Origin of the sequence: Stieleria marina (assembly GCA_007741555.1) — a bacterium.
In the GTDB taxonomy this organism is placed as follows: domain Bacteria; phylum Planctomycetota; class Planctomycetia; order Pirellulales; family Pirellulaceae; genus K23-9.
In genome coordinates this window covers 2,947,564-2,972,314 of sequence record CP036526.1, presented here as the reverse complement: position 1 = coordinate 2,972,314, position 24,751 = coordinate 2,947,564, and the positions used below count along the sequence as shown (strand labels likewise).

Genomic DNA, 24,751 nt, shown 5'->3' with positions numbered 1-24,751 from the left:
GAAGGGGGACGTACCGTTTCATTATTTCGACAACTCCACTTGCGATTTGGTCCGCAAGTATTTGATCAAATCAACGACTTGATTGGGTTTTAGTTGGTCCAATTGTCCGTCGGGCATCATGGATTTTTTCGACACCCGGCGTGTTTCGATATCCGCCTTGGCAATGACAACTCGAGGTTGTTCGGCAGTCTTGAGAACGATTTTCACATTGTCTTCTTCCGCCAGCACGCCGTTGATCACGCGTCCTTCGGAAGTCAAAATCTGCACCATCTTGTAGGCATCCGGCACGTCGTAGCTGGGATCGATGCTGTTAAGCAAAATGTAATCCAGATTGGCGCGATTTGATCCTGTTAGATCAGGCCCGACTTCGCCACCATTGCCGTACAGTTTGTGGCATGCCGCGCAAGTCTTGTCAAAAATGACTCGACCGCGCCCGGCATCAGCCGCAACAATCGCTTTTGGCGTAAGCATCGCTTTGTACTTCTTCAGTAGCATTGCGCGGTCGTCTGCCACCGGGCGAATTTCGCCGTAAACTTTGACAAACTTGTCGCCCAGCATTTCGCTAAGCGATCGCGCGACGTGCACCGGGATGTCGTCGCGAGCAACCACTTTTCTTTTCACGGCTCCAACCAAACGTTCCGCGTAAGGCATGCGAGCAGCCATGGTTTCGACGGTCGCTCGTTTCTGCGCTGCCGTCATCGCAGGAAACCGCTGAAACAGAATCGCCGGCGCCGCTGCATTTTCGATCGATGCATACCCACGAATCGCATCGATCGCCAACGATGGATCATCCAACAGTGATTCTAAACGCGCGGAAACCGTTTTGTTCTGTTGTTCCAATAGCGAGTGCAACGCCGATCGACGTCGGACCGAATCAGCCGACGAATCACTCAAAATCGCCAACGCTTCTTTGGCAGCTTGACTGTCGCCAAAAACCTGAGACAACTGCATCGACAGTTCCTGGACCTGGCTGTCTGAATCGGCCGCCAGCTCTTGTCTTAGCAACTCCCACCCAGCGGGCGCTTTGACATTTCTGCGTCCTTCCAATCCGGCCAGCAATCCCCGCAGCAAACTACGGCGAACGGATGATTCATTCGATTGCCCGATAGCGTTCACGACCAGCGAGAGTGAGTCAACTGGCTGGTCGACGCCGGCGTCTTTTTCATCCGCGTTTCCAAACGAACTGCATAGCACGGTGATCGACAGTGACATTGCCAACAATGAACAACGCATCGATCGCATGCGTTTTACGAAATCCGGTGGTCTCATTCGCCGTAGCCTCTTTGCTGTTCAATTTGGTCGTTTGATTGGGGCATCTAACTGGGGCACTTGATAGTCCATCTCGCACGACAGTCGCTGCTGTAGTCGCGATGATTCTAGTTCATCACTTGCTCCGGTGCCAACGTTCGGATGCACCATTCGGTCGCAATCGGAAATACAAGTACGGCCGGAAAATGCGTCTGAACAGGCCTTGCAAATACGCAGAGCAATGAACAAGCCAATTCGTTGTGGCTACTTTATAAATCGAAAACTTGCTCGCCGCGAACCGATTGCTTTCGTCTGAAGGCTGGTCAGCTAAACCGGTGCATTGTCGGTCTCTGTGTCCACTGCACTTCCCGTCCCCAGTTCATGGTTTAGGATTTCTAAAAGCGTTTGCAAGAACACGACCACCATCGGGCCGACCAAAATTCCGATCGGACCAAACACTTGGATTCCACCAAGCACACTTAGCAGCGCCAACAGCGGATGAATCTGTGAGTGGCCTTGCAAAACATAGGCTTTGATGACGTTGTCAATCGACGAAACCACCAAAGCACCGTAGATCGCTAGAAATGCTGCCACGCCCCAACGTTGATCGACAGCGCCCACATAGATCGCACACGGAATCCAGACCGATGCGGCTCCCAAGAAAGGAATCAACGCCATCAAGCAGGTGATCAAAAACAGCAAGACGATCGACTGCAAGCCGCAAAAATAAAACGCAATCGCCGCCAACAAGCCCTGGGCGACGGCGCTGGCGATACTCGCCAACACGACCGCTCGGCTGGTCTTGTCAAACTCAAGCAATAGTCGTCGTTCGTAGTTGTCATCCAGCGGGCTCAATCGCATCAGCGTCCGAATCATCGCGGGACCATCGACCAGAAAAAAGTATGCCGAGATAATCAAGATTACCAACCCAATGCCCGACTTCAGCAGAATCGTACCCGTCGCGCTGGTCAATTTGACGAACCGCGGCTGAAGGCTTTCGCGGCTTCGACGAAGCAAACTCGCAAATTCAGATTCGCTTGGGTTTGCCAACAACCGCAACTGAGATCGAAACGAACCTCCCAGCTTGCTGTGCATCCAAGCGCGGATCGATGCCGAAGCAACGACACCTTGCCGGTGAAACAGATCTTTGTCGTCGACAAGTGACTGCAATGTTTTTGATTCCAGATTCTCTTCGCTGGCTGTCACCGCTGCGGCAAATTCATTCAATCGTTCCTGAGCAAAATCAGCCTTTGCCTCCGCCGTTATCGGCCCGGCGACATCCGCCTGAAGGTACGTCAGCAATTCTTTGGATTCGGCGATCTCCGCCAAAGCCTGCTTGGAGGTTTCCGGGCTGTCCAAACTATCGGCCAATTGGTCCAGCCGTCGAAACTGTTCGGGATGCTCCAGCGACAACCCAAACTGATTTCTCGCTCGATCCACGGCGTCCGTTAGATCGTTGAAATCCGCTTGGCTGACCATCGCGGTGAACTGAGTTGCTGCGACGGAGAGCAACGCCAAAATCGGCATCAAAACCATCAGCAGGATCAACAGCGTGGTCGCCACCGCTGCGGTGCGTGGGCGATTGCCAAACCGTTTGACCAGCCATTCAAATACGGGGTGAAAAATCACGACCAGAGCAGCGGCCATAAACAGCGGCACAAAAAAAACCGCCATCACTCGGTAAAACAAAATGCCGACAGTCACGATGCCAAAAATAAGCATCACCACCGACATGATTCGCGACAAAGACGGCAACTGCGCAAACAGACTTGATATCGCAGCATCGGTATCGAAGAACGACGTGGGCCGGCCTGGGGTGTTGGACGCTTTCGTTTTCGACGCGTCGGATGCAGCCTCCGAATCTCCGCCGGCTTTCGTCGAAGACTTCTTCTTGTTCCTTGCCATCTTGATGCTCGTCGCGAAATGATTGAAAAAGCCGCGACAATCCAGATTTGCCGCCGCGGGAATTCTGGTCGATCTGCCAGCGGATGAACAGACTAAGGACGTCCATCCGGTTAAGCTAGGCAAACGATTGCAACAACTCAGGACTCTCATGCCGCTGCCTCGCAAGACGCTCATCCTTATCGCCAAGTGGCTGATCGCCATCCTGGTCGCAATCGGGCTCACCTGGGCAGCAAGCAAGGCGGTGGACCAATGGCAAGAACAAAAGCAAATTGTCCAAACAGCCATCGCCGAACTGGATCAGTCGATCGAAGCGGAATCGGATCCACCGCGTCGGCGCGATTTGCAGCAGCGTCGCGATGCCTTGGCAGCCAGCCTTCCGTCGCTCGAAAATCTACGCTGGATCCGAATCCTACTCGCGGCGGTGTTGTACGCGATCGGCATTGTGCTGCCCGGATTTGTCCTCCAACAGGCACTGCGATCGCTCGGCGACAACCCGCGGTTGAGCACTTCGGTGGCGGCGCAGTTGATTGGCCACGCGGGAAAGTATGTGCCTGGCAAAGCGATGGTGATTGTGTTGCGTGCCGGTGCGTTGTCGCGTGACAAGGTATCGCCGGTACGCGCTACCGTCGCAGTTTTTATGGAAACTCTGCTGATGATGGCAGTCGGCGCGACCGTCGCTTGTTTTGTCATTTGTTGGCTGGACGTCCCGACTTGGATGATCGGTTCAGCGACCGGTGTGGCCGTCGCGGCAAGTGTTCCAACGATACCGCCCATCATCACGCGGATCGCCGCGAGATTTGCCAAAACCGACACGTCACAGATCAATAGCGAAACCACATCAGGCCATCTCGCAACCAAGTACTTTTTGTTCGGCTGGGTATTTTCGCTTGCCTCCTGGATCCTGATCGGCGCGTCGTTTACCGCTTTGGTCACCGCCATTCCGTTTGTTCCTGATCTGGATGCAAACGTATCGGCCGTCGATCCGCCGACACTGCTGATGCTCTACACGGTATCAACAGCAGCAATTGCACTGGCCATGGTCGTCGGGTTCGGTTCGCTGTTGCCCGGCGGCGCGGGCGTCCGAGAATTAGTGTTGACGACGATCTTGGCGACAGCGGTTGGCGTTGCTCATGCCCTGCTGGCAGCGATCGCGGCTCGATTGATGTTCATTGTGGTCGAAGCGATTTGCGCGGCCATTGCGTGGTACTGGCTGCGCCGACAATCCAGATAAAATTACCCAATCGCGAAATTCGTTTCTTCTTCACGAAACGATTCGGCATTTGACGGTGCGTTGGCCAGAATTTGACTGATTACCTGCCCAGCTGGATAGCAAAGGGTGGCCCCCCCTGGGTGAACAAACCATACTCACTTTCTCGAGTGGTTTGACCGAGCGATCGCTCGGATGAAGCAGTATCACCTGTTCCCCCCAGTACGGTCTGATCGTGGCTAACCGACGCATTTCGTTCGTGATCCCGACGATGGACGAAAGCGAGACTGTCGAAACGCTGCTGAAACAAGTCATCAGCGTTTGCCAAGACAACTCGCTGGAACATCAAGTCATCTTTGTCGACGACGGGTCCCAAGACGGAACCTGGCAAATCATCGAACGCTTGGCTGGCGAACACGATGGAACCGAAGGAATTCGTTTTCGTCGCAACTTTGGCAAAGCGGCCGCACTGGCAGCCGGTTTCGAAGCGGCCAATGGCGAAATCGTGTTGACGATGGACGCCGATCTTCAGGACGACCCCAAAGAGATCCCAAAATTCTTGGGCAAACTGGACGAGGGTTTTGACGTTGTCAGCGGTTGGAAACGGGTTCGCCATGACCCTTGGCACAAAGTTCTTCCCAGCCGCGTCTTCAATTGGTTGGTCAGTCGCACGACCGGCGTCAAACTGCATGATCACAACTGTGGTTTCAAAGCCTATCGCCGCGAAGTATTTGACCAAGTCAAGCTGTACGGCGAACACCACCGCTTCGTCCCCGTCTTGGCTGCGTCGCACGGATGGAAAGTCGGCGAGATCGAAGTCGAACATCATGCTCGCGAATTCGGACAATCCAAGTACGGCGTATCGCGATTGATCAAAGGATTCTTGGATCTACTAACGATCTATTTCTTGACGTCTTTCGGACGACGCCCTCTGCACTTGGTGGGCTCAATTGGACTGGGCTGCTTTGCGGCCGGTGGACTGGGCATTGTCTATCTCACGTTCATTCGAGTGATGACGCACTTAAATGAAGATCCATTGGATGATGTCGAACTGCACAAGCGAGCAGTTTTCTACTACTGCATTTTGGCGGTGCTCTTGGGCGCACAGTTGTTGTTGTCGGGGCTGGTCGCTGAATTGATCGTGTCGTTAACGCGGCAATCCAATACGCCTTTCAGCATTGCTCAGCGAGTCGGACGCGAGCCTGCCGACGATTCGCCCAGGACCTAGACCAGCAACATGCGAAAACACGAAGACAAGCGAGAAAATCGCCGTACATTTTATCATCTCTGCCTCCTGGTCGTGATGTGCTTGACGGCGGGACGGATTTGCAGCGTCACGAGCCGCGAAGGTGACACGGCATTCTTAAGTGCAAATGATCGCAGTCGCTGGTGCACTGTCGCATCGCTGGTCGAAGATGGCACGTACGAAATCGATCGATTCGTAAACTACAAAAACAAAAAGAACCGCCGCCCTTGGTACACCATCGACATGGTTCGGCACCGAGGCGCTGACGGTGAACAGCATTTTTACAGCAGCAAGCCACCGTTGTTTCCGACGATGGTCGCTGGCGTCTATTGGGTCGCACACAATGTGTTTGGCCTGACGATGTCCGAGCAACCGATCTATGTGCCGCGATTGATTTTATTGCTAGTCAATCTGCCACTGCTGTATTTATTCTGCTGGAGTTCGATTTGGTCGATCGAAATGGTAGGCCGCGGCGATTGGTCTCGCCGGTTCGCTGCCACCTGCGTTTGCTTTGGAACGATGCTGACTGCGTTTGCCATTTCGCTGAACAATCATCTGCCCGCCGCAGCGTTTACCGGTCTGATGATTTACTTGTATTTCAAAGCCGCCGAAAAACTGGACGACACGGACGCGTTTCATTTGCGTGACATGCCGTTCGACTTTTGGATGCTCGGTGGGGTCGCAGCGGCTTTTACAGCGGCAAATGAACTCCCCGCACTTTGCATGTTGGTGCTCTGGGGCGGGCTGGTTTATCGACTTTCGCAAAAAGCCATTGTTCCGTTCGCGTTGGGCGCCTTGCTAGTTGCCGCTGCGTTTTTTGGAAGCAATTACGCTGCCCACTCAACGTTTCGCCCAGCGTATGCGCACCGTGGCAATGGAGCTGAAATCGGCTCGGTCGAATTATTAAAAGTTTGGCCGACCGAACAGATTCAACAGACTCTGACCGAAAAAGGACTGATCCAACCGGGGACGTCGATTGACATCAGGCCTTCGGGCGAAGCGAATCGTGCCATCATCGAAACCGATTCGCATCAGTTATTCGCTTTGATCAGTGACCTGAAATCTAATACGTCGACGATTCATCATTGGGACGATTGGTACGACTACCCTGGAAGCTATTGGAATGATGGCAATCGCAAAGGCGTTGATTTGGGCGAACCGTCTCGGCTGCTGTATTTGGTGAACATGACGTTTGGCTACTACGGTATTTTTTCGATCAGTCCAATTTGGTTGCTCGCTCCGCTAGGATTGATTGACGGATTGAATCGCGGCCCGCGGGACTACCGACGCTTCGTTGCGGCTACCGGAATCGCCACGATCGTTTGCATGCTTTTCTACGTCTTGCGCCCCGAAATCGACCGCAACTACGGAGGTGTAAGCGCATGCTTTCGCTGGATGCTGTGGTTTTCGCCGCTGTGGTTAACAGCCATGGCACCCATCATGGATGACGCCGCGGAATACATCAAACAACGATTCCTCTTGCTAGCTTTGCTGGGGTGCAGCGTGTTTTCGGTATCCTTCGCTCTGGATTCTCCTTGGCAATCACCGTGGATCTATCAGTTCTGGTCGTTTTTGGGCTGGATAGGTTAACGAGTCCGCTCGTAATATCCGATAGACGCCTGCCCGCCTGACGCCAGCGAGACCTCTTTTTGACCGGCACGGAAGCCGAACGCCAGCAACGCCCAACGGGTCGTTTGTCCCGATGGCTGATGCTTGCGCTTTTCTTGGCGGCGATGGCCGTGATCGTGCAGTCGATCGCCCCGCAGACTATCGGCGAACAGGCTCGACGACATGTCCAAAAGACGCTTCAAAAACACTACCCTCAGTACGAAGTCTCGGTTGGCCGCGGACGGTATTCGCCATCGGTGGGACTGATTTTTGAAGACCTTCGGATCTCCGATCCCACCGCGCCCAACACCACGACGTCCTGGGGATTTACGACCAGCGAAGCTCGCGAAATCGTGGGCATCAAACGACTCACAATCTTTGCGGATACCAACGCAAAGAAACTGCTCGAAAAGCAGAACCCACTGGTCACCCGCCGCGTCGTCGTCGAAGGCCTCACGGCACAAACATGGTTGACGCCTGACGGAACCCTGTCACTGGCTCAGCTTTGGCCATTGCCAGTGATGGGACCGGCAGCACCTCGGGTCGAAATACTCGGTGGAAACCTGCGGTTGCTGGACCTGACCGGCAGTTCGGCACCAATCGAAGTCGATCTCTCCAAAGTGATTCTGGTCAACAAACAGCAAACACCTCGCACGACAACGGTCGATGGACAGATCGTCGAAGCGGTCGCGGCATCGCAAACGTTTTCACTGCGCGGCACGTCCAACATTTTTGGGTCGATTTCCGTCAAAGCACAGGGTTCGAAAAACGGTCTTTCGCTCGTTGGCAAAATCGACAACGCAAAAATCGGACCTCAGCTTTTAGATTGCCTTCCCCCGCAATTTCGGCAACCACTCCAGCAAGCACGCGGCCTAAGCTGTCTTTGCGATCTGTCCTTGGATCTCCGTCATCAGCCAGAACAATCAAGTCAGATAGCGCCGGCTTCGCAGGACTCGCCCGGCAATACCGCCGGCAATACCGCCGGCAACACCGCCCGTCAAACCGACTACCGCCTAACCGCTTCGCTCCGGCAAGGACGATTCGAGCATCCCGCACTGCCACAGCCCATCACGGGTCTTAGCGGACTAGTGATTTGTCAGCCAAGCGGATTGACCGTCCAAGGTGTGCAAGGACTCTGCGGTTCCGCGGTGTGCCGTGTCATCAAGGGTGACATTGCACGCTACCAGTGGCCCGAAGCGGCTTCCTTCAACGCATCGATCACCGGATTGCAACTTGACGATCGACTGGCCAAATCGATTCCGCCTACGATGCGAAATGGCTGGGATAACTTGCAGCCCAATGGCCAAATCGACGTCGTGGACGCAAACTTGTTTTATCGCGATGGTCGCTGGGTCACCAACGCCACGATCGATTGCAAAGGCGTCGATGTCCGCTACGCAAAGTTTCCCTATCCGGTCGAACAACTTGTCGGACGCATTTCGGTCCGTGATTCGATTGCGTACGCAGAAGCGATTGATGGACGCGTCGGCGGACGGCGTTTGCGCTGCAAATTCAGAATGCCAACCAATCGCAATCTCGTCAGCGAAAAATGGTTTGCCGTTGCCACCGAAGGCCCTATCGCGATCGATAGCACACTGCTGCAAGCCCTTTCGCATCGTGGATCGACCAATTCAAAGCTAGAATCGTTTGTTCGTTCACTCAATCCGCGTGGTTCGGTCCATTTGACCAACGCCAAATTTTCGACCGGGATCGATGGTGTCACGCAGCGTGAAATCGATCTGCGCGTCGCCGACGGACACATTCGCTACTCACAATTCGCGTACCCGCTATACAACGTATCGGGCGACATTCACGTTCAAAACGACGACGTGATACTGACCGGATTTCAAGGTTCCAATGCCAACGCGGGCCAAGTCACTTGCGAAGGCAACTACCGGATGCCAGCCACTGCCCCACTGCATCCGGCAAATACCAACCAGACACCGCTTCGGACGCTCCAGCCGCACGCGACACCACCACTCTTGCCATCTCGTCTGCAGCTAGACTTTCTGGCCAAGAACATCCCGATGGACGAATCGCTGCGAGCCTCGCTGCCACCGTCCGCTCAATTTATCTGGGACGGGATTTCACCAGGCGGCGTTCTGGATCAGCTGGCCGTCAAAGTCACTCACAATGGTTCAGGCACACCACTTGGACTTAACATCACCGGTACAGAAATCGAATCAGCCCCAGCTGACAATCGCACGCTGACGATCCAGCCGCCAAGCTTGCCGTATCGATTGGATATTTCCAACGCCAGCGTCAATTACGACGGCGAACGCGTTGCCATTCATTCGATCCGCGCCAAACACGGCGCGACACGGTTGTCAGCCAGTGGCAGTTGCGATCCAAACGCACAAGGCCGATGGAAACTTTCCTTAGGCATCGATGGCGGCAGCCGAATTGCGCCGGACGCTGAGCTGATCGCAGCCTTGCCCGCACAGATGCAAAACGCGATGTATCAACTGCAGCTGCGACGCCCCGTCAGCATCCGCGGGCCTGTTAGTTTGCTGCTGGCAGACACCGATCATGCCCAGCCGACGGTCGACTGGGACGTGGTACTGCAGCTGGAAGGAAATCAAATAGGAGATGTCGGGCCCGTCCACGACCTGCGAGGCGAGCTGTGGGCAAAAGGCGATTACGACGGACAGTTGGTACGCGCCCACGGCGACGTTGATATTGATTCGATGCACATCAACGATCTCCAAGTCACCAACATCAAGGGTCCCTACTCAGTCGTCGGCGAACGCTTGCGACTTGGCTTCAATCCTCAGGCCTCCGCGACAAGCACTTCACTACCCACCGCATCAAACGCCCAAAGCGACAATCGCAAAATACGCGGGCATCTTTTCGGTGGCGATGTCGAACTGGCCGGTGACGTTGTCTTGACGAACGGAGCTTTCGATGTGTCGCTCGCACTGAACAATGGCAAAGTTCCCGACCTGCTAGCCGAACTTGGCAAAGGACGAAATGAACTGACCGGTTCGATCAATGGCCAGGCCAACATCGAAGGCATACTGGGCACGACCGATCTGCTCAAAGGCAAAGGTTCCGCTCGCGTATTTGGTGCCAACCTGTACCAACTGCCTCTGCTGGCTCAGCTGTTGAACTTGCTACGGATCAAAGCGACCGAAGATGTCGCTTTCACCGATGCGGATGTCGAATTTTCGTTGATGGAAGACAAAATCAACTTCGACGACCTCAAACTCTGGGGCGACCTGGTTGCCTTGCGCGGCGGCGGCACCCTGGACCGACGGCGTGAACTGGACCTGACTTTCAACACCCAAGTCAGCCCCCACAACGCGGTCACACACATTCTGCGGCCGCTGCGTAAACAGAACTACACCCTGTGGACCGTCGATGTCCGCGGCTCACTCGATTCGCCCACCGTTCACCGAAGCTCGCGTGATAGCGTGGGACAGACCCTGTCCCGAATTCTCCCTGGTGTCTCTAGTCAACGATGACCATCACGCCGATCAACAGCGTCATTCACCACAGCTGACAGCGTCATTCATCGCAGCTAAGCGCCCGGCAAGAAACCGTCGCCCATTTCTGATCGTCATACGCTAACCCTCCCACTACATCGCGTTGCCTTGAACATCCAACCCAACCATGCTGCAGCGTCCGTCGCAGGCACTCCGGTCGCCGCAAGTCGTGCGAGTGCCGAAGCCTCTGGGACCGAGTCAACGCGCCACGCAGCCGACGCGATTCGGTTGGATGATGCCGCGGCAACCGCCGACATTAACGAAGGTGGCCGCGCCGATCAGCGTGGAGGCGATGGACGCCAAATGCGCAAACGTAGCGGCAGCAACCGCGATGCCGACACAAAAGACGAACTGGACCTTTCGGTCAGCAAGGAAACAAATTCGGATCCGGCGACTGACGCACCTCAACCATCGCGACTTGACTACGAAGCCTAATCTCCGTGGCTTCCCGGCAGACCTGTATCAAACCGTCTTCGCCATCTCTTCTTCAACACGTTTGGGCGTGGCGATCTTGCGAGGCAGAACGGTACTGGGCATGGCAAACAAACAAATCGCGAACATCGCGGCTGCCATCGTCAGAATGATTGACTCGTCGCCCTGGGTTAATCGCCCCTGCACGACTTCGCCAAACGTCCAGGCCCAGTTCGTGATCTGCCATCGCGAGTAGTCAAAGTTTCGATAGTCGTTTGCGTGCATTGCGATGGCGTAAGGGGCCAGCGATGACATGACCGCGACGACCACAAACACCGCGATCCCAAACTCAACACGAGGATTGCTACGCAAACGCACGAGTGCAACGATGACTCGCTCCAAAACCAAAAACGCGATTGTGTAACCCACGTACAATGAAGTCCACTGCCGTATCATGGTCCTGGCACGACCAAAGCCGCCGATGTTGCCGCCGTGCCATCGCCCCAGCGCCTCGAATCCGACGATCACGAAAACGCCGCCCAAAATTATGACGCCACAGGCAAAGACCAATCCGGTCGCAGGCCCGGGCGTCAACCAAGTCAATGTGCAACGTGCCAAAAAACTACTGGGCAGTTCGCGTCGTATCCTTGGAGTCATCGTCGACGATTCTGCCACCATCATGCTGGCGCTCAATGTCCAGATCGCGGACAACGCTACCGCAAAACAAAGAAACGTACCGATCGCAATGTCTTCATCTTCCATCTGCATCGCATAAGCCGCCAAACCAATCGTCACGGCTGTCAGTACCAGCAAAGAAACTCGTAGCGGCGTCGATCGATTCTCCGTCTCCGGCGTCAACTGCGCGGCGGTCGCCGTTAACAGAAGGTGTCCGATGCAGACCGACAACAAAACGGTCGCCACAAACAGAAACCCCGTCACACCGGCTGGCATAGGATTTCCCTCCAGCAACATATAAATCACCATCGCGCCCACGCAGTACTCGCTGACAAGCAAAATCAAAAGCACTGCCAACAGATTTGCGATCCGTCCGGTCCGTCCGCGCGCAAGCGGTGCAAAGAACAGGGCGACAATCGTCAATAGCAAGGCCGCCACGACCAGAATCGCAACCATCAAAAATGTCGTGGGCAAATCCACCCCGCGCAACGTGTACGCGTAAGCCACGCAGGGCAACAACGCGACGAAGTACAAGACCATCTGCAATGTCGCACTAGCCAGTTTGCCAAGCACAATTTGCCAAGGGCTGAGCGACGTTATCGACAGCAGCTCAAGTGTGCCATCGTCGATCTCGATTTCCAGCGAACGGTAGGCCGCCAGCGGCACCACTAACAGCAACGGGATCGCCAGTACGACGTAATAGCCAATCAGCATGCGGGGCGCGGACGGCGAAGTGTAGATCTGCGGCATGATCATCAGACTGCCTGCGATCGTCCACGCCAACGCAGCAAACAACAGCATCGAAAACGTCACCAAAAACTGCCGACTCTTCAGTGCCTGCCGCGTTTCTTTGACCAAAATCGGATTGACCGCATCCCCAATGCGCTCGCACCAATCGTCAATACGTGACCACCAATCGCCAGCCGTCTTCGATACCAAAACGTCGGGGGACTCGGCAGAGTCGGTAGCGGTTGCCATAAAAAATTCGCCGGTCGAGATCACTGATGCATCACGCCAACAAACTACCACATCGCTAATCACCAAGAAACTCTCACATGGCTCCCACCAAGCTGGGCTCAGTGATCAAATCAGAGTTCGGATCCGCCCCAAACGTATTAAACCACCAGCCGCGTGGCCTTGCAAAACGAGTGACTGCCCGTGTTCATCATGCCACGACGTTTTCGTAACACACAGTTTCAAAGATCGCTTCGCCTTTTCAAAGATCGCTTCGCCTGGCCAGCCTAGCCTTCAGGAAACGTCTTGCTGAAAATTCGATCGCATCGACTGTCGATCCAAAAGCGAAACCAACCCCGCAAACGTCACCCATTCCCGAAACCGCATGGAGTCCCGCCAAAAGCCACGAACGACTCAAAAACCATTGGCCTTATCAAAGTCGACTTTACTCTTAGTCCGTCTCACCAATGCTCTTTAATCATCCCCCACCCAAAGACCCCGACCCGGAGCGAGAAGCCGCAGCAACGCAATTCCCGGCAGCCAACGGACCTGACCGTCGGTAGACTCCCGGGCGAGGCGTGGCGTCTGGGGATTTCAAAGCTCCCTCAAGCTCCGCTATTATGTTGCCGTGCATCCAATCGCTCATTTTCTTGACTCTACCTTCACGGACACCTTAGACTGACCCGCACGCTTCGATGGCTTTTCGACTTTTCTACAACCACGTCGCTAGAGGGCACCGTCCATGAATCTGTTTCGCGTTTCGCCGTTGATGTGTTTAATAGCGTCCTGTTTTTTGACGGGCACTGGACATTCAGCCTCTCCGGAGATGATCAATCAGGGCCGCGCTCTTTTTGAACGTGAATGGCCAGCGACAAATCCATCGCTTGGCAGCGATGGACTGGGGCCCCTATTCAACGGCAAATCCTGTATTGCGTGTCATAACCAAGGTGGTGTCGGCGGCGCGGGCGAAGCCAAGTTCAATGCCATGACGTTTGGTATTGAAGAGATGCACATCACTGGCGGTGGAATCATCCCCGATATCATCACTTCGGCTGTTCGGGAGTTCAGTCCAGGCTTTGTTAACGTAAACGGCGGAGTCGCTGACACCTTCGCAGTTCAGCATCACGGAGGAACCGCCAAGTTTAGACAAGCCAGAAAACTTCTGACGGAGAATTCTCTAGCCAAATTCAGCGAAGCAGGCGGTCCTGTTTCCGCTTCCGAAGTTCAATACGCCAACGCGACGCCCATTTTGTATAACGCCCAACATGGCGAATACAATGTTTCGATTCGTGCACGATTGTTCCAACGCAATACGACTCCTCTGTTTGGCGTTGGTTTGATTGATCGCGTCAATGGAAAAACGTTAGACGCACTGGCTAGGATGCAGGAACGCAATCCAGAGATCAGTGGCCGAGTTGCAACGTTATCCGATGGACGTTTTGGACGCTTTGGTTGGCGGGGAAACATCGCCACTTTGTTGGAATTCAACGACAACGCTTGCGCAGCCGAGGTTGGGCTGCAGACTAGCCGAATACCGCAGCCAGCCGACCCGACGCTCGCCGAATACCGAAACCCGGCTCCCGACATTAGCGACGCTCAGATTCAAGCGATGACCGTTTTTGTCGCGTCACTTCCAGCCCCCGAACGAAAGCTCCCAAATGACCAAGCCGTCCGTGACTTAGTCGTGCGTGGTGAAAAAGTCTTTGCCGCTGTGGGTTGTGCTGCGTGTCACGTGCCGAACGTTGGACCAGCAAAGGGACTTTATAGCGACCTGTTACTACATGACATGGGAAAAGACAGTTTCGATTTGAATCCTGCCGAACCATACATCTACCAAGTCCAGCCATTCGAGAATTACTCCACAAGCATTCCCAATCGATCCAGAATCATGACGGGGTCAGAGAGTAGGAGTGCTGCTGCCAGTGGGTATTATGGGCGGAGAAGATTAATTCAAATGGCTGCTGCTGCGGGTCGCACTTCTTATACGTACACGCCACGAACAGGCACCCGCGACAGTATCGGCTACATCGTACAAGACTCAAACTGGCGGTTTGCCGAACGCTACATAGTCGAAAAAAACGATGGCTCTCTACTCCAGAAGGTTTCCTTCTCCAGCGAAGACGACGACAAGACAGACAAATTGCGAGGCAAGAAAACGACCGTCATCGCCACTCAAAACAGGGGCTTGAGGCTCTTTATGAAAGGTACGAATGTCGCCCAGGAATGGCGAACTCCGCCGCTATGGGGTGTTCGTGACTCGGCGCCTTACATGCACGATGGTCGCGCCGAAACGTTGCTCGAAGCGATCATGATGCACGAAGGCGAAGGCGCCCCGACGCGTGATCGGTTTCTGAACTTGTCCGTCCGAGACCGACGCGCCGTTGTCGCATTCCTAAACACGATGGTGGCTCCGCAGAATGCCCCTGAACCTGCCAGCTAGCCAACGCCTGTGGCCAAAACAAACTTTCAACCTTAAACGTGGCATGGCATTGATGGACGAAGAAGAACTCTACGAAATCCATCCGCTTGACCGTGACTATTCGTCAGACGCAACCGCCAATGAAAACGCCGCTTCCACGTCCAGGAAGAAATTTGGCAAACCCGCTGCGCGCGCCTCTCGAATCGCCAAGGAACTCCCCTACCTTCCACGCCTCCGGTACTATGGTGCATGGGGGTTGCTGGGCGGACTGCTAATCCTGCTACTTTCCGGGATCGCAGTCAGTAACTTTCGCGCCAACACATTGGGCGAAACACTTGCCGGTTTTGTAAATCGGCTTTCGATGTTTGTGATGCTCGCGGGCGGTATCGCCATCGTGGTCGCCTACCGTTTTCCAGCCATCGCAGACAGCATGAGTGGCAGCACAGTTACGCTGTCCAAAAACAAGCGTGCCTTCGTCTCCCTGCTGATCTACACGACCATCGGCTACCTGGCGGTCGTGGCACTTGTCAGCGTCGTCCCGGTGCGCGGATCCACCCTACCGATCTACGTTTTCAACGGGTTGGGTACGCTGCTGTTCGCATTGATGATCACGCTGGCTGTTTTTTACGATGGCCCCGTCCGAGCCTTTGGGATTGCAGTGACCGCAGGACTGTATTTCAACTTCCAAATCACCGGCTGGATCGTTTACAACAGCTTTGGAACCGGCGCTGGCGATCTTCGCCTGGCCATGCTAATCAACCTAGCGATCATCCTGACTTCGGGGCTGGTCTGCGCCGCAGTCGTCACGTGGAAAACAACGCAGCAAACAATGCAATCACCAAATTCGCAATCAACCCATCAAGACGGATCCTGATGCTCGACTTCTGTCATCGTGCCAAACTCCTTGGCCGTCACATGATCCACCAGCCCGCCGACAGTCACCATGTAGCCGCCATTACCCGGGCAAGTCGCCTCAAACGCCAACACGTGATTTCTGTCGCTCGATCCGTCTGCCGATAAAGTCGCGTTCCAAAACACGATCAAATCGCCTTCAGCCATCCGCTTGGTCAACTCGCTGGCAATCTTGTCGTCGGTCTTAGCATTCGCTTCGACAAAGCGGGAGAACTCCTCGATGTTGGAGGGAGTCTGCTTTTTCTCGGTGTAGAACTGTTGGTAATTTTCGCCCAATCGACTCAAACACGATCGCCGCATTGCGACTTCGGCCTGCTGTTCATCATTGCACCCGGTCACAAAGACCGACAGCGCCACCGCCACGAACAAAAACGTCATCGAAAATCGGTGCATGATAAAGTAAGGGGGTTAAATCGCCAGGAGAATCAAACGCACTGAAAGATCTCAGTCGTCAAATTTTCACAATCATTTGGTATGCTAACGAATCCAATTGTAAACGCTTCTCCTCCAAGTGCCCATTGCCGATTTCATTGACGTCGGCTCTCGTCTTCAAAATTGTGTCCGACCCAAACCACCACCATCGGCGTCGCGAACTGGGCGGACAACCGTTGGTCAGCCGGCTGATCGGTATGGAAACCGAATACGCCACGTTGGTTGCTAACCCGGAACACATCGAATCCGACGAACTTCCGACATCGCAATCGATCTATCAGGCGATCTGTGAAGCGATTCGTCGCGACCAACCCACCGGCGAAGGACTCTACGACAAAGAACAAATGTTCTTGGCCAGCGGCGGTGCCGTCACTTTTGAATCGCACCCAACCCTGCACTCGTTGCCCGGCGGACTGATCGAAATCGCGACGCCCGAAGTTCACAGTCCCGACGAACTACTTGCTTGTCAAAGATCGATCGATGCCCTGATCGCCGATGCCGCTGCCACGATCGTCATGGACGTTGATCTTCGCGTGCTCAAGAACAGCTCCGACGCATTTGGCCATGTCTATGGATGCCAAGAAAACTACGACTGCATCGTCGCAAGCGGAGCTTGGCTGGTACTCTACCGCTTCCTGGTCGCCCTCCTGTGGTGTTTTCAAATTGCCAGCCTGCTGTTGTCGTTGCCGGTCCTGGCAAGCCTCTTCTTGCTGGGCTTGATCTACCGAAAACTCCGCCGCTTTCTTCCATCAAGACGCTCCCCTGCAGCCGACCAATCCGCGCCAGACGCTTCATCGCGGTCACCAGACGCTTCATCGCAATCAAATGTCCTGGAGACTGCGCCAGCGTGGCTGATCGGAACCGTTGTCGGTTTGTTCCGAATCATTCACTTCCCAACCGTCCTACTACTCAAATTCTTGGTCAAACGAATTGCTTTCCGAAAGCAACGAAAGTATCTGACCGCGTTTTTGTATTCGCGCGTCGCCCTTTGCGGCACCGGCGTGCTCGGTCACGACGGGTGCTTTACATTGAGCGCCAAGGCGATGGCCATCGACAAACTCTCTGACCTAGGCGGTTTTCGCGGCGAACGCCCCGTTTTTGTCTTTGGACATTGGTTGACCCAATTTTGCGCCAAATCATTTCATTCACTTTCGTCGACCGCCAGCATGTTTCACCGCCGGCAGCGTCTACAAATCGGTCTGTCGGATTCCAATTTGGCGGAACTCCCCGAGTACGTCAAAGTCGGTGCCACATCACTTTTGCTTGACATGATCGATTCGGGTGACACCGACGCATTCCCATGCATGTCACGCCGCGTCGATCCGCTGCATTGCCTGGCCAGTGATTGGAACCTCGTCACGCGTACTACAACCAGTCACGGCGAACTATCGGCACTGGAGATCCAAAAGAAATACTTGGCGGCTGCCCAGGCGTTCGTCGAACAGACCGACCCTGGGCAGCGTGGCGAAGCGACTTTGGTCCTGCAACGTTGGCAACAACTCTACGACAGTGTTCTGGCTTTCCGCCGCGACGCCAACGCAATGGAACAATCAATCGGCCAAGTCGACTGGCTCACCAAAAAATGGCTGATCCAGCAGCTCGGGACTCAGGCCGACTGGTCGGCGAAAAAAAAGATCGACCTTCGCTATCACGAACTTTCTCGCGAAGGCTACTTTTTCAAACTGCTTCAGTACAAACCCGAGCGGCGCCTGATCTCAGCGGCACGAATCGACCGTCGCCGTCGGTCGCCGCCGCCCGATTCTCCCGCCGCCCGGCGTGGCTGGTTGATCCGCGAATTCGCAAGCAGCGACCAAGCACCCCAATTCGACTGGAGCCACGCCATGATTGGCGTCGGACAATCAAGAAAGCGAATCGAATTTATCCAGCAAAATCAGGCATCAACCGGTCGTCCATCCCAGTCAAAGCAACGGGGCGTTGACGACCGCGAATGAATCCCCGAAACTCTGCCCTCTGCAATAAGCAACACGAACAAGCGGCCGTGGCGGAATTGGCAGACGCGCTAGGTTGAGGGCCTAGTGGGAGATAATCCCGTGGAGGTTCGAATCCTCTCGGCCGTACTCGAAGAACCCCGTGATTCACGGGGTTTTTTCGTGTCTTCATTGAATTGCCCACCGCCCGCAAACTCGTTGGGATGGTCAGCAATAGACCCTGATTTACCATGCTTCCCTGGTTGTGGTGTAACCAGTGGTGTAACCGTTCGTGGTGTATCGAATGACGGCAATGATTCGACAGCGGCAGCCGTGTCCAACAATCGCGGGTCCGTGTAAGTCGTCATCGTCAAGCTAATGTTGCTGTGACGCATGGCAGCTTGGGCGACACGGGGCGTGACACCGGCTTTCGATAAGTGTGTCCCAAATGAATGCCTGAGCGCATGGATGTGAACTACGCGCCCTTCCGCATCCACTTTCGGGATTCCAGCCGCTTCGATGTCCTTGTCTAAAATGTCCAGCAAACTCGACGGAACATGAAACACGCTATCGGTTGGCGACTTACCAGCGATCCACACCCGCAGTTCAGCGGCCAAGTCCAACCGGATAGGAAGCGTTGACCCTTGCCGGTTTTTCTCGTTGCGGTGTTTCAACTTCACGAACGGAACATCACCAAACGACAAATCGGCGACCGTCATTGAACGCAGTTCACCTTTGCGTAATCCGGTCAGGATCGCTGTCTTGTAGATCAACGCCCGTTCGGCCCCCAGTCGTTCGAGCCTCGCCCGGCGTTCAGGTGTTAGCACAATCAGCCGCTTGCCTTTATTCGGCCCACGTCGCACCGTTTCGGCGGCAATGACGGGACGTTTCCGCGCTGATTGCAGTAGTCGCGTTAGTTCGTCCTCATTCAACGCCCGAGCAACTCGGCGACGGTCTTGGTTAGTGTCGCGCTTTGCCATCCCATCAAACGGATTGACCAACAACCGCTTTTCGCCCTGCATGTTCGAGCGACGACCGTTCATTCGTTTTCCAATCATCCAGTTACCAAACGCTACCCACGCTTCGATATAGCCGTTGTAGACCGACGCCGAAACCAACTCAGCAGGCGTATCGCCATCATCTTTATTGGCCTTGGGCGTTTCTGTTAGAGCCGACAACCACCATTCGAGCTGATCCGCATTCAAGTCAGACAACCAGCGAAAGCGGCATTCGTTCGCTGAACGGTTCAAACGTGTTTCATAGTTCTTAACGTGATCGGCGTTGCGTCCGCGATCGCGCTGGTAGTCGATGTAGGCTTTGACGTGATCGGCAACCGGCGTTTTTTGATGGTCTGCAATTCGGTCTTGATCTGGAGACATTATCTTTGCTTTGACCAACTCGACCCGGTCGGTCAGCTCTTTCAAAACCGCCATTGCCGATTGCTTACCACGACATCCCGTAGGGACAACCTGAACGATACCGGCAGCGTCTCGATACTTTGCCGAATACACTTTTGCTTCGGTCTTGATCCGCTGTGAGCCATCTTTGCCGGTCGATACTTCGGCGGTCTTGCTCTTTCCTTTGCGATCCTGCCACTTGGCAAACTGTTTGCCGTTGCGAGTGAAGATACTTGCGTTCGCTGGTAGCGGTCGCGTCGTTTGCTGCTTGAATACTGAAGCCATTGGTGATAACCCTTATCACAACCCAAAAAATTGAAAGTGCCGAAGCGGTCGAGTGGGTTTGACTCGATTTTCAACCGCTAAGCCTAGCTTCGGCAGACATATCTTAGGGTGAAAACCGTTTGGTGTCACTGTTTTCACAAGTCGTCAGCGATATAACGAAACCGTGTCGCCCTTCGTTTTGCGAGACTACCCGTCTCCACCTTGGTCAGTTTGCCAAGTCGCACAAACAGGTCGAGCCAGCGCCAGCATTGCATCGGCTTGAGGTCAAACAGTTCGCCCGGCGTGTGCGTGGAAAGATAAAACGGTTGATCCCCGGCTACACGCTGGAGTTGCCGGCAAAGAGCCGCAAGCAGTTTGCAGCGGCGATCATACTTTGGTGACGACACCCACGCAGGACACCCGTCAGCGATCGCTGTGTTCAAGTGTTCGGCCATCGTCGCGCCGTACGCTGTCTGAGCGTTGTCCGTCGCTCGCAAGAAATCATCGAGCGAAGTTGCATAGTCTTTTGTTCGCAATATTGGCTCCGCTAATTCGTACCACTGGTCGAACACGCCCACCAACTCATCGATCGTCAGTTTATCATCGCGAACTCCCACCAAGCGTCTAGCAAGATCGAAGAGACACTTGTTGCGCTGGCCAGGTTGTTTGGGAATCGACGCATTGATTGCGTCACGAAGTTGTGAGCCGAAATCCCCATCTTTGGTTACGACATCTGTTTGAATCAGTTGGCTTGGCTTGCTCTGTTGGCTGCGTTGACTCTGTTGGCTATGTAACACCTCTCCAAACGACAGCTTTCCTTCAAGGTGACCTAAGTCGAGGTCATCGAGGGAAAGTTGCGGGAGAAGTTTTTGCGGTTTCACAATCCACTCGTAAACCGCTCCAGTTGGATGCACGCTAGGTGGGCCAATGACGAAACCACCGTTCCCGCGCAGTTCACCGGCACCAACGCCGTTGATTCTGACGCGGGGGCACGGAGTCATTCGGCAGTAACAGTGGTATCCGCCTGCCGTACGGACCGTGGGAATCGTCTTGGCAAGACTTTGGTGGTTTGATTGCCACAATTCGTAGCGGGCCACAGAATCGAAGTCTCGCACGACTAGATCGTTGGACACTGAGCCACAGACAACCGCGACATTGCGTTCGCTGTTGTTGAACCAGCGTTCCAGCTGGCTAGTGCTTGGGCGCGTCGTTTGAAACGGTTTCCATGAACGGACCGCAGGTTTCTTTGTCGCCGCTTGGCAAGGAAATACGGACCACCCGAAATCCGCATATCGTTTGGCGTGTTGGATTGTTGTAGACATTGCGTGGGCTGTTCAGTCGGCAGTCGTAGAAAAGGCGACCTGAACCCGGAAATAGATTCAGGTCGCCACAAGAGAAGGCTACAAGCGTCACGCAGAGCGTTCGAGTGATTGCTTCTCTGCAAGACGCTCCAGAACAGCACGGACGTTAAAACGTGTTGCACGTCGTTGTCGGTGGACTTCGATCCCGCTGTCAGTCGTGCGAACACAACCAGCATTTTCGAGCTCATCGACTTCGGACTTGCTACTCGGAGATAACTTGGTAATCATGATTAGTGTCTTTTGTTGGTTAGAAAAATGGGAGACAAAAACGGTCAGCGAGATTGCCGTCTCACTGTCCGTTGCGAAGTTACGACGGTTCGGAGTCTGCCCCCTCCGAGCCGTTTTTCGTTTGGGCGAATGAAAGCGCGTTCTTGAGCCGCTTCACTCGCTGCTTAGCCGCCTTTCGGTCAATCAGTTCCCACTCCGAAAGCAGCCCGCTATTGCGTGACGTTCGCTTGCTCCGGCATGCGCCGCACAAACGAATCAGCCCATCGTCGGCAAGCTGCCGAATCGCAGGCCCTAGCCATTTGCCGCCATCGGGATAGACAGCAGATGAATCACGAACGATGTCGTTCGCCGTGGCTTTGCCACTTCGTCGTTTGAGCAGCACGGTCAGCAGCGCCAATTGAGCCGCCCGGCTTCGGTCGCCAAGACTGGTCAACTCTATCGGGTTGCCGATGAAAACCGAAAAGACGGTTAGCCCGGCATCGAATAGCATTTGTTGACTCATGACCGCCCTCGCTTCGCCGCGTTGCGGACGTTCGGGCAACCCGAATTTTCCCACGCTTCGATTTGACTAATCGGCCATCGCAGCATGGACAAGAGTTTGACGGGGCGCGGAATTCGCCCGGCGTCAGCCATTCGGCGCACCGACTTTTCGGATACGCCCCAACGCTTTGCCAAAAGCGGTACGTCGAGCATGGCGCGGCCATTCCCATCCGTAATAGCATTGGCCGTGGATGTCTTTGTGGACATCGAAACCTCCTAGGTTTGTGGACTGCCATAGTCCGACTTTGTGTCGGCTAGGCAATCACAATCTATGAAGGGAATGATTCGTTTCCAGAGTTAGCGAGCCGCATACTAACGGTGACTAACGGTGGTTTGGTCGTCCGATACGGGGCCAGAAAAAAGTCAACTTTCCTACGTGACTAACGGTCGCTAACCCTTGGCGTTCCTTGGTTTTGCACGGGCATTCTTTTTAACTGAGGATTTGAGATACCAAACGATGCGACTGTCGCTGGGGTCGACTCGCCATATTCTGTTCTGTTTGTCGATTCCAAACGTACATTCGTTATTCTTGCGGCCGTTGCTTCGAGCTGTTTTGAGTGATCCGAATTTGAATCGATAAACATTCTGCATTTCGTCCGAAACCGCCTGTATCCAATTTCCATCTACTTTGCTCAGCGAAGCAGTGTGTTTGTCTTGGAGCTCCATGTCTTCCGGCAAATGGCTAGCCGGTGAATACGGTTCAGTGGGACCTTTTTTTGCTATTAGTGATCCGCGTTCTTCGCCGTCAGCATCCTTCGGCTCATTGCTCCTCGCAGCAATCGCATTCTCAATTCGCTTGCGGTCTGACCAGGCAATCGCCGTCTCGTAAATTTCCGTGTGCGTCGAGCCCAAAATTTCCTCGTAGGTCATACCGACGACTCTCGCAAGTCGAATCCAATCCTCTGGTGTATCGAATGGTAAGTCGATAAGTCGCGAATCCAATTCGTCGCGGTACTTTCCAATAATTTCCCGAGCCTTCTCTTGCAAGTCGGGACGTTGTTTTGACAACGACGCAGGAAACACGCTAACAGCATTGACCGATGCTCTCATCGATTTGATCCACCGTTCAAGTGTCTCGATTGCCTTTTCAAACTCTGTGTAGCTCCCACGAATGTCATCCGGGAAACGATGGCGTTTGACCCAGGCGGCAGAGCATGCGCCAGAGACGGCCATCAAACGTCGAAACGCGTTCCCAGCAGGAAGAGGCAAGTTATTGCCGCCAAGCGTCTTTGATAACTCGGATGCGACAACGTTGAGAGGGTGCTTCAGATTGAGCGGTGTTAAGTGCTTCGGTTCATAGTCCTCATCGTCATCCTCGTCGTAGTCGGATGCTGACAGTTCATCATTCAAAACTTCCGCGAACGCTTCGAGTTCTATTCCAAACGACTCCAAGGCCGTCAGAGTGTCTGTTTCGACCGTTTGCGTCTTCGCCAACGGCGGTTTCTCATAGCGAATTGTGTGCTCTATTTCCCATGTGATTAGCTGCTCTATCGCGGAGAGCGACAGGTCTTTGAATCCAGCAAAGCAATAGCCGTCACCAATTAGGTTTTGGCTATCGTTATTCAAGGCGGCTCCGCGAATCCCTGTCGTTAAAAAACGCAGCCAAGCACATGCGTCTATAGAGCACTCAGTAACCACCGCGAAGTAGCTTGGAGTCGGAGACATCCGGGGCAACACACGCTTTGCGAGTATACCCAAACGATCAAATGTAGTTATCCAATTGATTGATACGCTGTGCCCGGCGGATTTATACGGGGGGCCCTTTCCGTTTTCCATTATCGAACAACATTCGCCCCTATCCGAGGCGATGAAATAGACACGCAAGCCGTCATCCGACATTCGGTGAAGATCTTCTCGGACTTGCCGTAGGTGATCCAACAGAGACGTGTCGATTTGGTCGGGCCTGTTTGTTCTCTCGACCTCGTTTTCTTTTGTTCGCTGGCCTACGTCTTGTTTTTCCGGATCGTCTGGAGTTGCCGCGGCAACGAACGTCATTGGCTCGAACCCCGACTTCAAACGCTTCGCGATTTCTTCTCCCCGCGAAATGAAACTCCTTGCATTCGCGATGACGTGATCCACAACGGGACCATCGACTCTCAACGGGGATAAAATCTCTTGAAGATACTCCGCCAAAATTTCGACTGAAACATGACGCTCAATCAATTTGATTCGGTCAGCATCAGTGACTTCAATTATCAGTTCTGTCGGACCTTCCTTGTCCACGTATTGCATCGTGAAATTGTTGCTGCAAGCGGAATCTACATACGCAAGAATTTCATCATGGAGCGCTGTCAGCCATTCCTCACCAGTGGGCAAACGTCTTGATTTACTTCGGTTCAACGTTCCGACTGTTAAGAGCGATGAAAAGTGTCGAGCCCGGCATGTTCGGGGATCGTTCATCCAAGCAACCAATCGAAGCGTCAAGTCCTTAAAGTGTGACTCGGCTTCTTGGAATTCGACGTAACCATCCGCACGCTCAAAGGACTGAAGCCAACGCAACAGTCGTTTTGTCTCAGTTAAGCCGCGACCGA

At 54.2% G+C, this 24,751-nt stretch carries 16 protein-coding genes, 1 tRNA gene and 1 pseudogene; 10 read left to right on the top strand and 8 right to left on the bottom strand.

Annotation, left to right across the window (positions count from 1 at the left end; translation table 11 throughout):
- Window positions 1-21: 21 nt before the first annotated feature.
- Together K239x_RS10310 and K239x_RS10305 are read right to left on the bottom strand one after the other, a co-directional pair.
- Window positions 22-1,233 (bottom strand): c-type cytochrome, encoded by a 1,212-nt coding sequence (locus K239x_RS10310; protein ID WP_419189903.1) that lies wholly within the window; start codon window positions 1,231-1,233, stop codon window positions 22-24.
- Window positions 1,234-1,575: 342 nt separating this feature from the next.
- Window positions 1,576-3,153, bottom strand: a complete 1,578-nt coding sequence (locus K239x_RS10305; protein WP_145417720.1) for an AI-2E family transporter — start codon at window positions 3,151-3,153, stop codon at window positions 1,576-1,578.
- A gap of 148 nt (window positions 3,154-3,301) precedes the next feature.
- On the opposite strand from K239x_RS10305, the gene K239x_RS10300 reads away from it, so the two are divergent.
- The 5 genes from K239x_RS10300 (at window position 3,302) to K239x_RS10280 (ending at window position 11,134) form a co-directional block, all read left to right on the top strand.
- Window positions 3,302-4,384 (top strand): lysylphosphatidylglycerol synthase domain-containing protein, encoded by a 1,083-nt coding sequence (locus tag K239x_RS10300; RefSeq protein WP_145417719.1) that lies wholly within the window; start codon window positions 3,302-3,304, stop codon window positions 4,382-4,384.
- 247 nt (window positions 4,385-4,631) lie between these two features.
- The gene (locus K239x_RS10295) at window positions 4,632-5,588 is read left to right on the top strand and encodes a glycosyltransferase family 2 protein (protein WP_145422291.1); all 957 of its coding nucleotides are present in this window, start codon (window positions 4,632-4,634) and stop codon (window positions 5,586-5,588) included.
- Between the two features lie 9 nt (window positions 5,589-5,597).
- Window positions 5,598-7,196 carry a hypothetical protein gene (locus K239x_RS10290; protein ID WP_145417718.1) on the top strand — a complete coding sequence of 533 codons (1,599 nt, stop codon included), beginning with the start codon at window positions 5,598-5,600 and terminating at the stop codon, window positions 7,194-7,196.
- A gap of 119 nt (window positions 7,197-7,315) precedes the next feature.
- Window positions 7,316-10,678 (top strand): AsmA-like C-terminal region-containing protein, encoded by a 3,363-nt coding sequence (locus K239x_RS10285; protein ID WP_145417717.1) that lies wholly within the window; start codon window positions 7,316-7,318, stop codon window positions 10,676-10,678.
- Between the two features lie 129 nt (window positions 10,679-10,807).
- Window positions 10,808-11,134: a hypothetical protein gene (locus tag K239x_RS10280; RefSeq protein ID WP_145417716.1), complete on the top strand. Its 327-nt coding sequence runs from the start codon at window positions 10,808-10,810 to the stop codon at window positions 11,132-11,134.
- A gap of 27 nt (window positions 11,135-11,161) precedes the next feature.
- Here K239x_RS10280 and K239x_RS10275 read toward each other — a convergent pair whose 3' ends face one another.
- Window positions 11,162-12,763, bottom strand: a complete 1,602-nt coding sequence (locus tag K239x_RS10275; protein WP_419189902.1) for an ABC transporter permease — start codon at window positions 12,761-12,763, stop codon at window positions 11,162-11,164.
- Window positions 12,764-13,481: 718 nt separating this feature from the next.
- On the opposite strand from K239x_RS10275, the gene K239x_RS10270 reads away from it, so the two are divergent.
- Both K239x_RS10270 and K239x_RS10265 read left to right on the top strand, forming a co-directional pair.
- Entirely contained in the window at window positions 13,482-15,179 is a 1,698-nt protein-coding gene (locus K239x_RS10270; protein WP_145417715.1) for a di-heme oxidoredictase family protein, read from the top strand.
- A gap of 43 nt (window positions 15,180-15,222) precedes the next feature.
- Complete coding sequence (locus tag K239x_RS10265) at window positions 15,223-16,032, top strand: hypothetical protein (protein WP_145417714.1); 810 nt, start codon at window positions 15,223-15,225, stop codon at window positions 16,030-16,032.
- Here K239x_RS10265 and K239x_RS10260 read toward each other — a convergent pair.
- Window positions 16,017-16,463, bottom strand: a complete 447-nt coding sequence (locus tag K239x_RS10260) for a hypothetical protein (RefSeq protein ID WP_145417713.1) — start codon at window positions 16,461-16,463, stop codon at window positions 16,017-16,019. The genes K239x_RS10265 and K239x_RS10260 overlap by 16 nt on opposite strands.
- Window positions 16,464-16,627: 164 nt before the next feature.
- On the opposite strand from K239x_RS10260, the gene K239x_RS10255 reads away from it, so the two are divergent.
- Both K239x_RS10255 and K239x_RS10250 read left to right on the top strand, forming a co-directional pair.
- Window positions 16,628-18,454, top strand: coding sequence for a proteasome accessory factor PafA2 family protein (locus tag K239x_RS10255; protein WP_145417712.1), 1,827 nt, complete (start codon window positions 16,628-16,630; stop codon window positions 18,452-18,454).
- Between the two features lie 41 nt (window positions 18,455-18,495).
- Window positions 18,496-18,580: transfer RNA gene (locus tag K239x_RS10250), tRNA-Leu, on the top strand.
- Window positions 18,581-18,837: 257 nt separating this feature from the next.
- On the opposite strand, the pseudogene K239x_RS28450 reads toward K239x_RS10250, so the two are convergent.
- The 3 genes and pseudogenes from K239x_RS28450 to K239x_RS10235 all read right to left on the bottom strand — a co-directional run.
- Window positions 18,838-19,410 (bottom strand): annotated as a pseudogene (locus K239x_RS28450) (tyrosine-type recombinase/integrase); the annotation flags it as partial.
- Between the two features lie 836 nt (window positions 19,411-20,246).
- The gene (locus K239x_RS10240) at window positions 20,247-21,413 is read right to left on the bottom strand and encodes a bifunctional DNA primase/polymerase (protein ID WP_145417711.1); all 1,167 of its coding nucleotides are present in this window, start codon (window positions 21,411-21,413) and stop codon (window positions 20,247-20,249) included.
- Between the two features lie 346 nt (window positions 21,414-21,759).
- Complete coding sequence (locus K239x_RS10235) at window positions 21,760-22,182, bottom strand: hypothetical protein (protein WP_145417710.1); 423 nt, start codon at window positions 22,180-22,182, stop codon at window positions 21,760-21,762.
- An 84-nt stretch (window positions 22,183-22,266) separates the two neighbouring features.
- Here K239x_RS10235 and K239x_RS28445 point away from each other — a divergent pair, with 84 nt between their 5' ends.
- A complete protein-coding gene (locus K239x_RS28445) occupies window positions 22,267-22,440 on the top strand; it encodes a hypothetical protein (protein WP_419189901.1) in 174 nt (57 codons plus the stop codon).
- A gap of 170 nt (window positions 22,441-22,610) precedes the next feature.
- On the opposite strand, the gene K239x_RS10230 is transcribed toward K239x_RS28445, so the two are convergent.
- On the bottom strand, window positions 22,611-23,786 hold the full coding sequence (locus K239x_RS10230) for a hypothetical protein (RefSeq protein WP_145417709.1): 1,176 nt from the start codon (window positions 23,784-23,786) through the stop codon (window positions 22,611-22,613).
- Window positions 23,787-24,751: the final 965 nt, after the last annotated feature.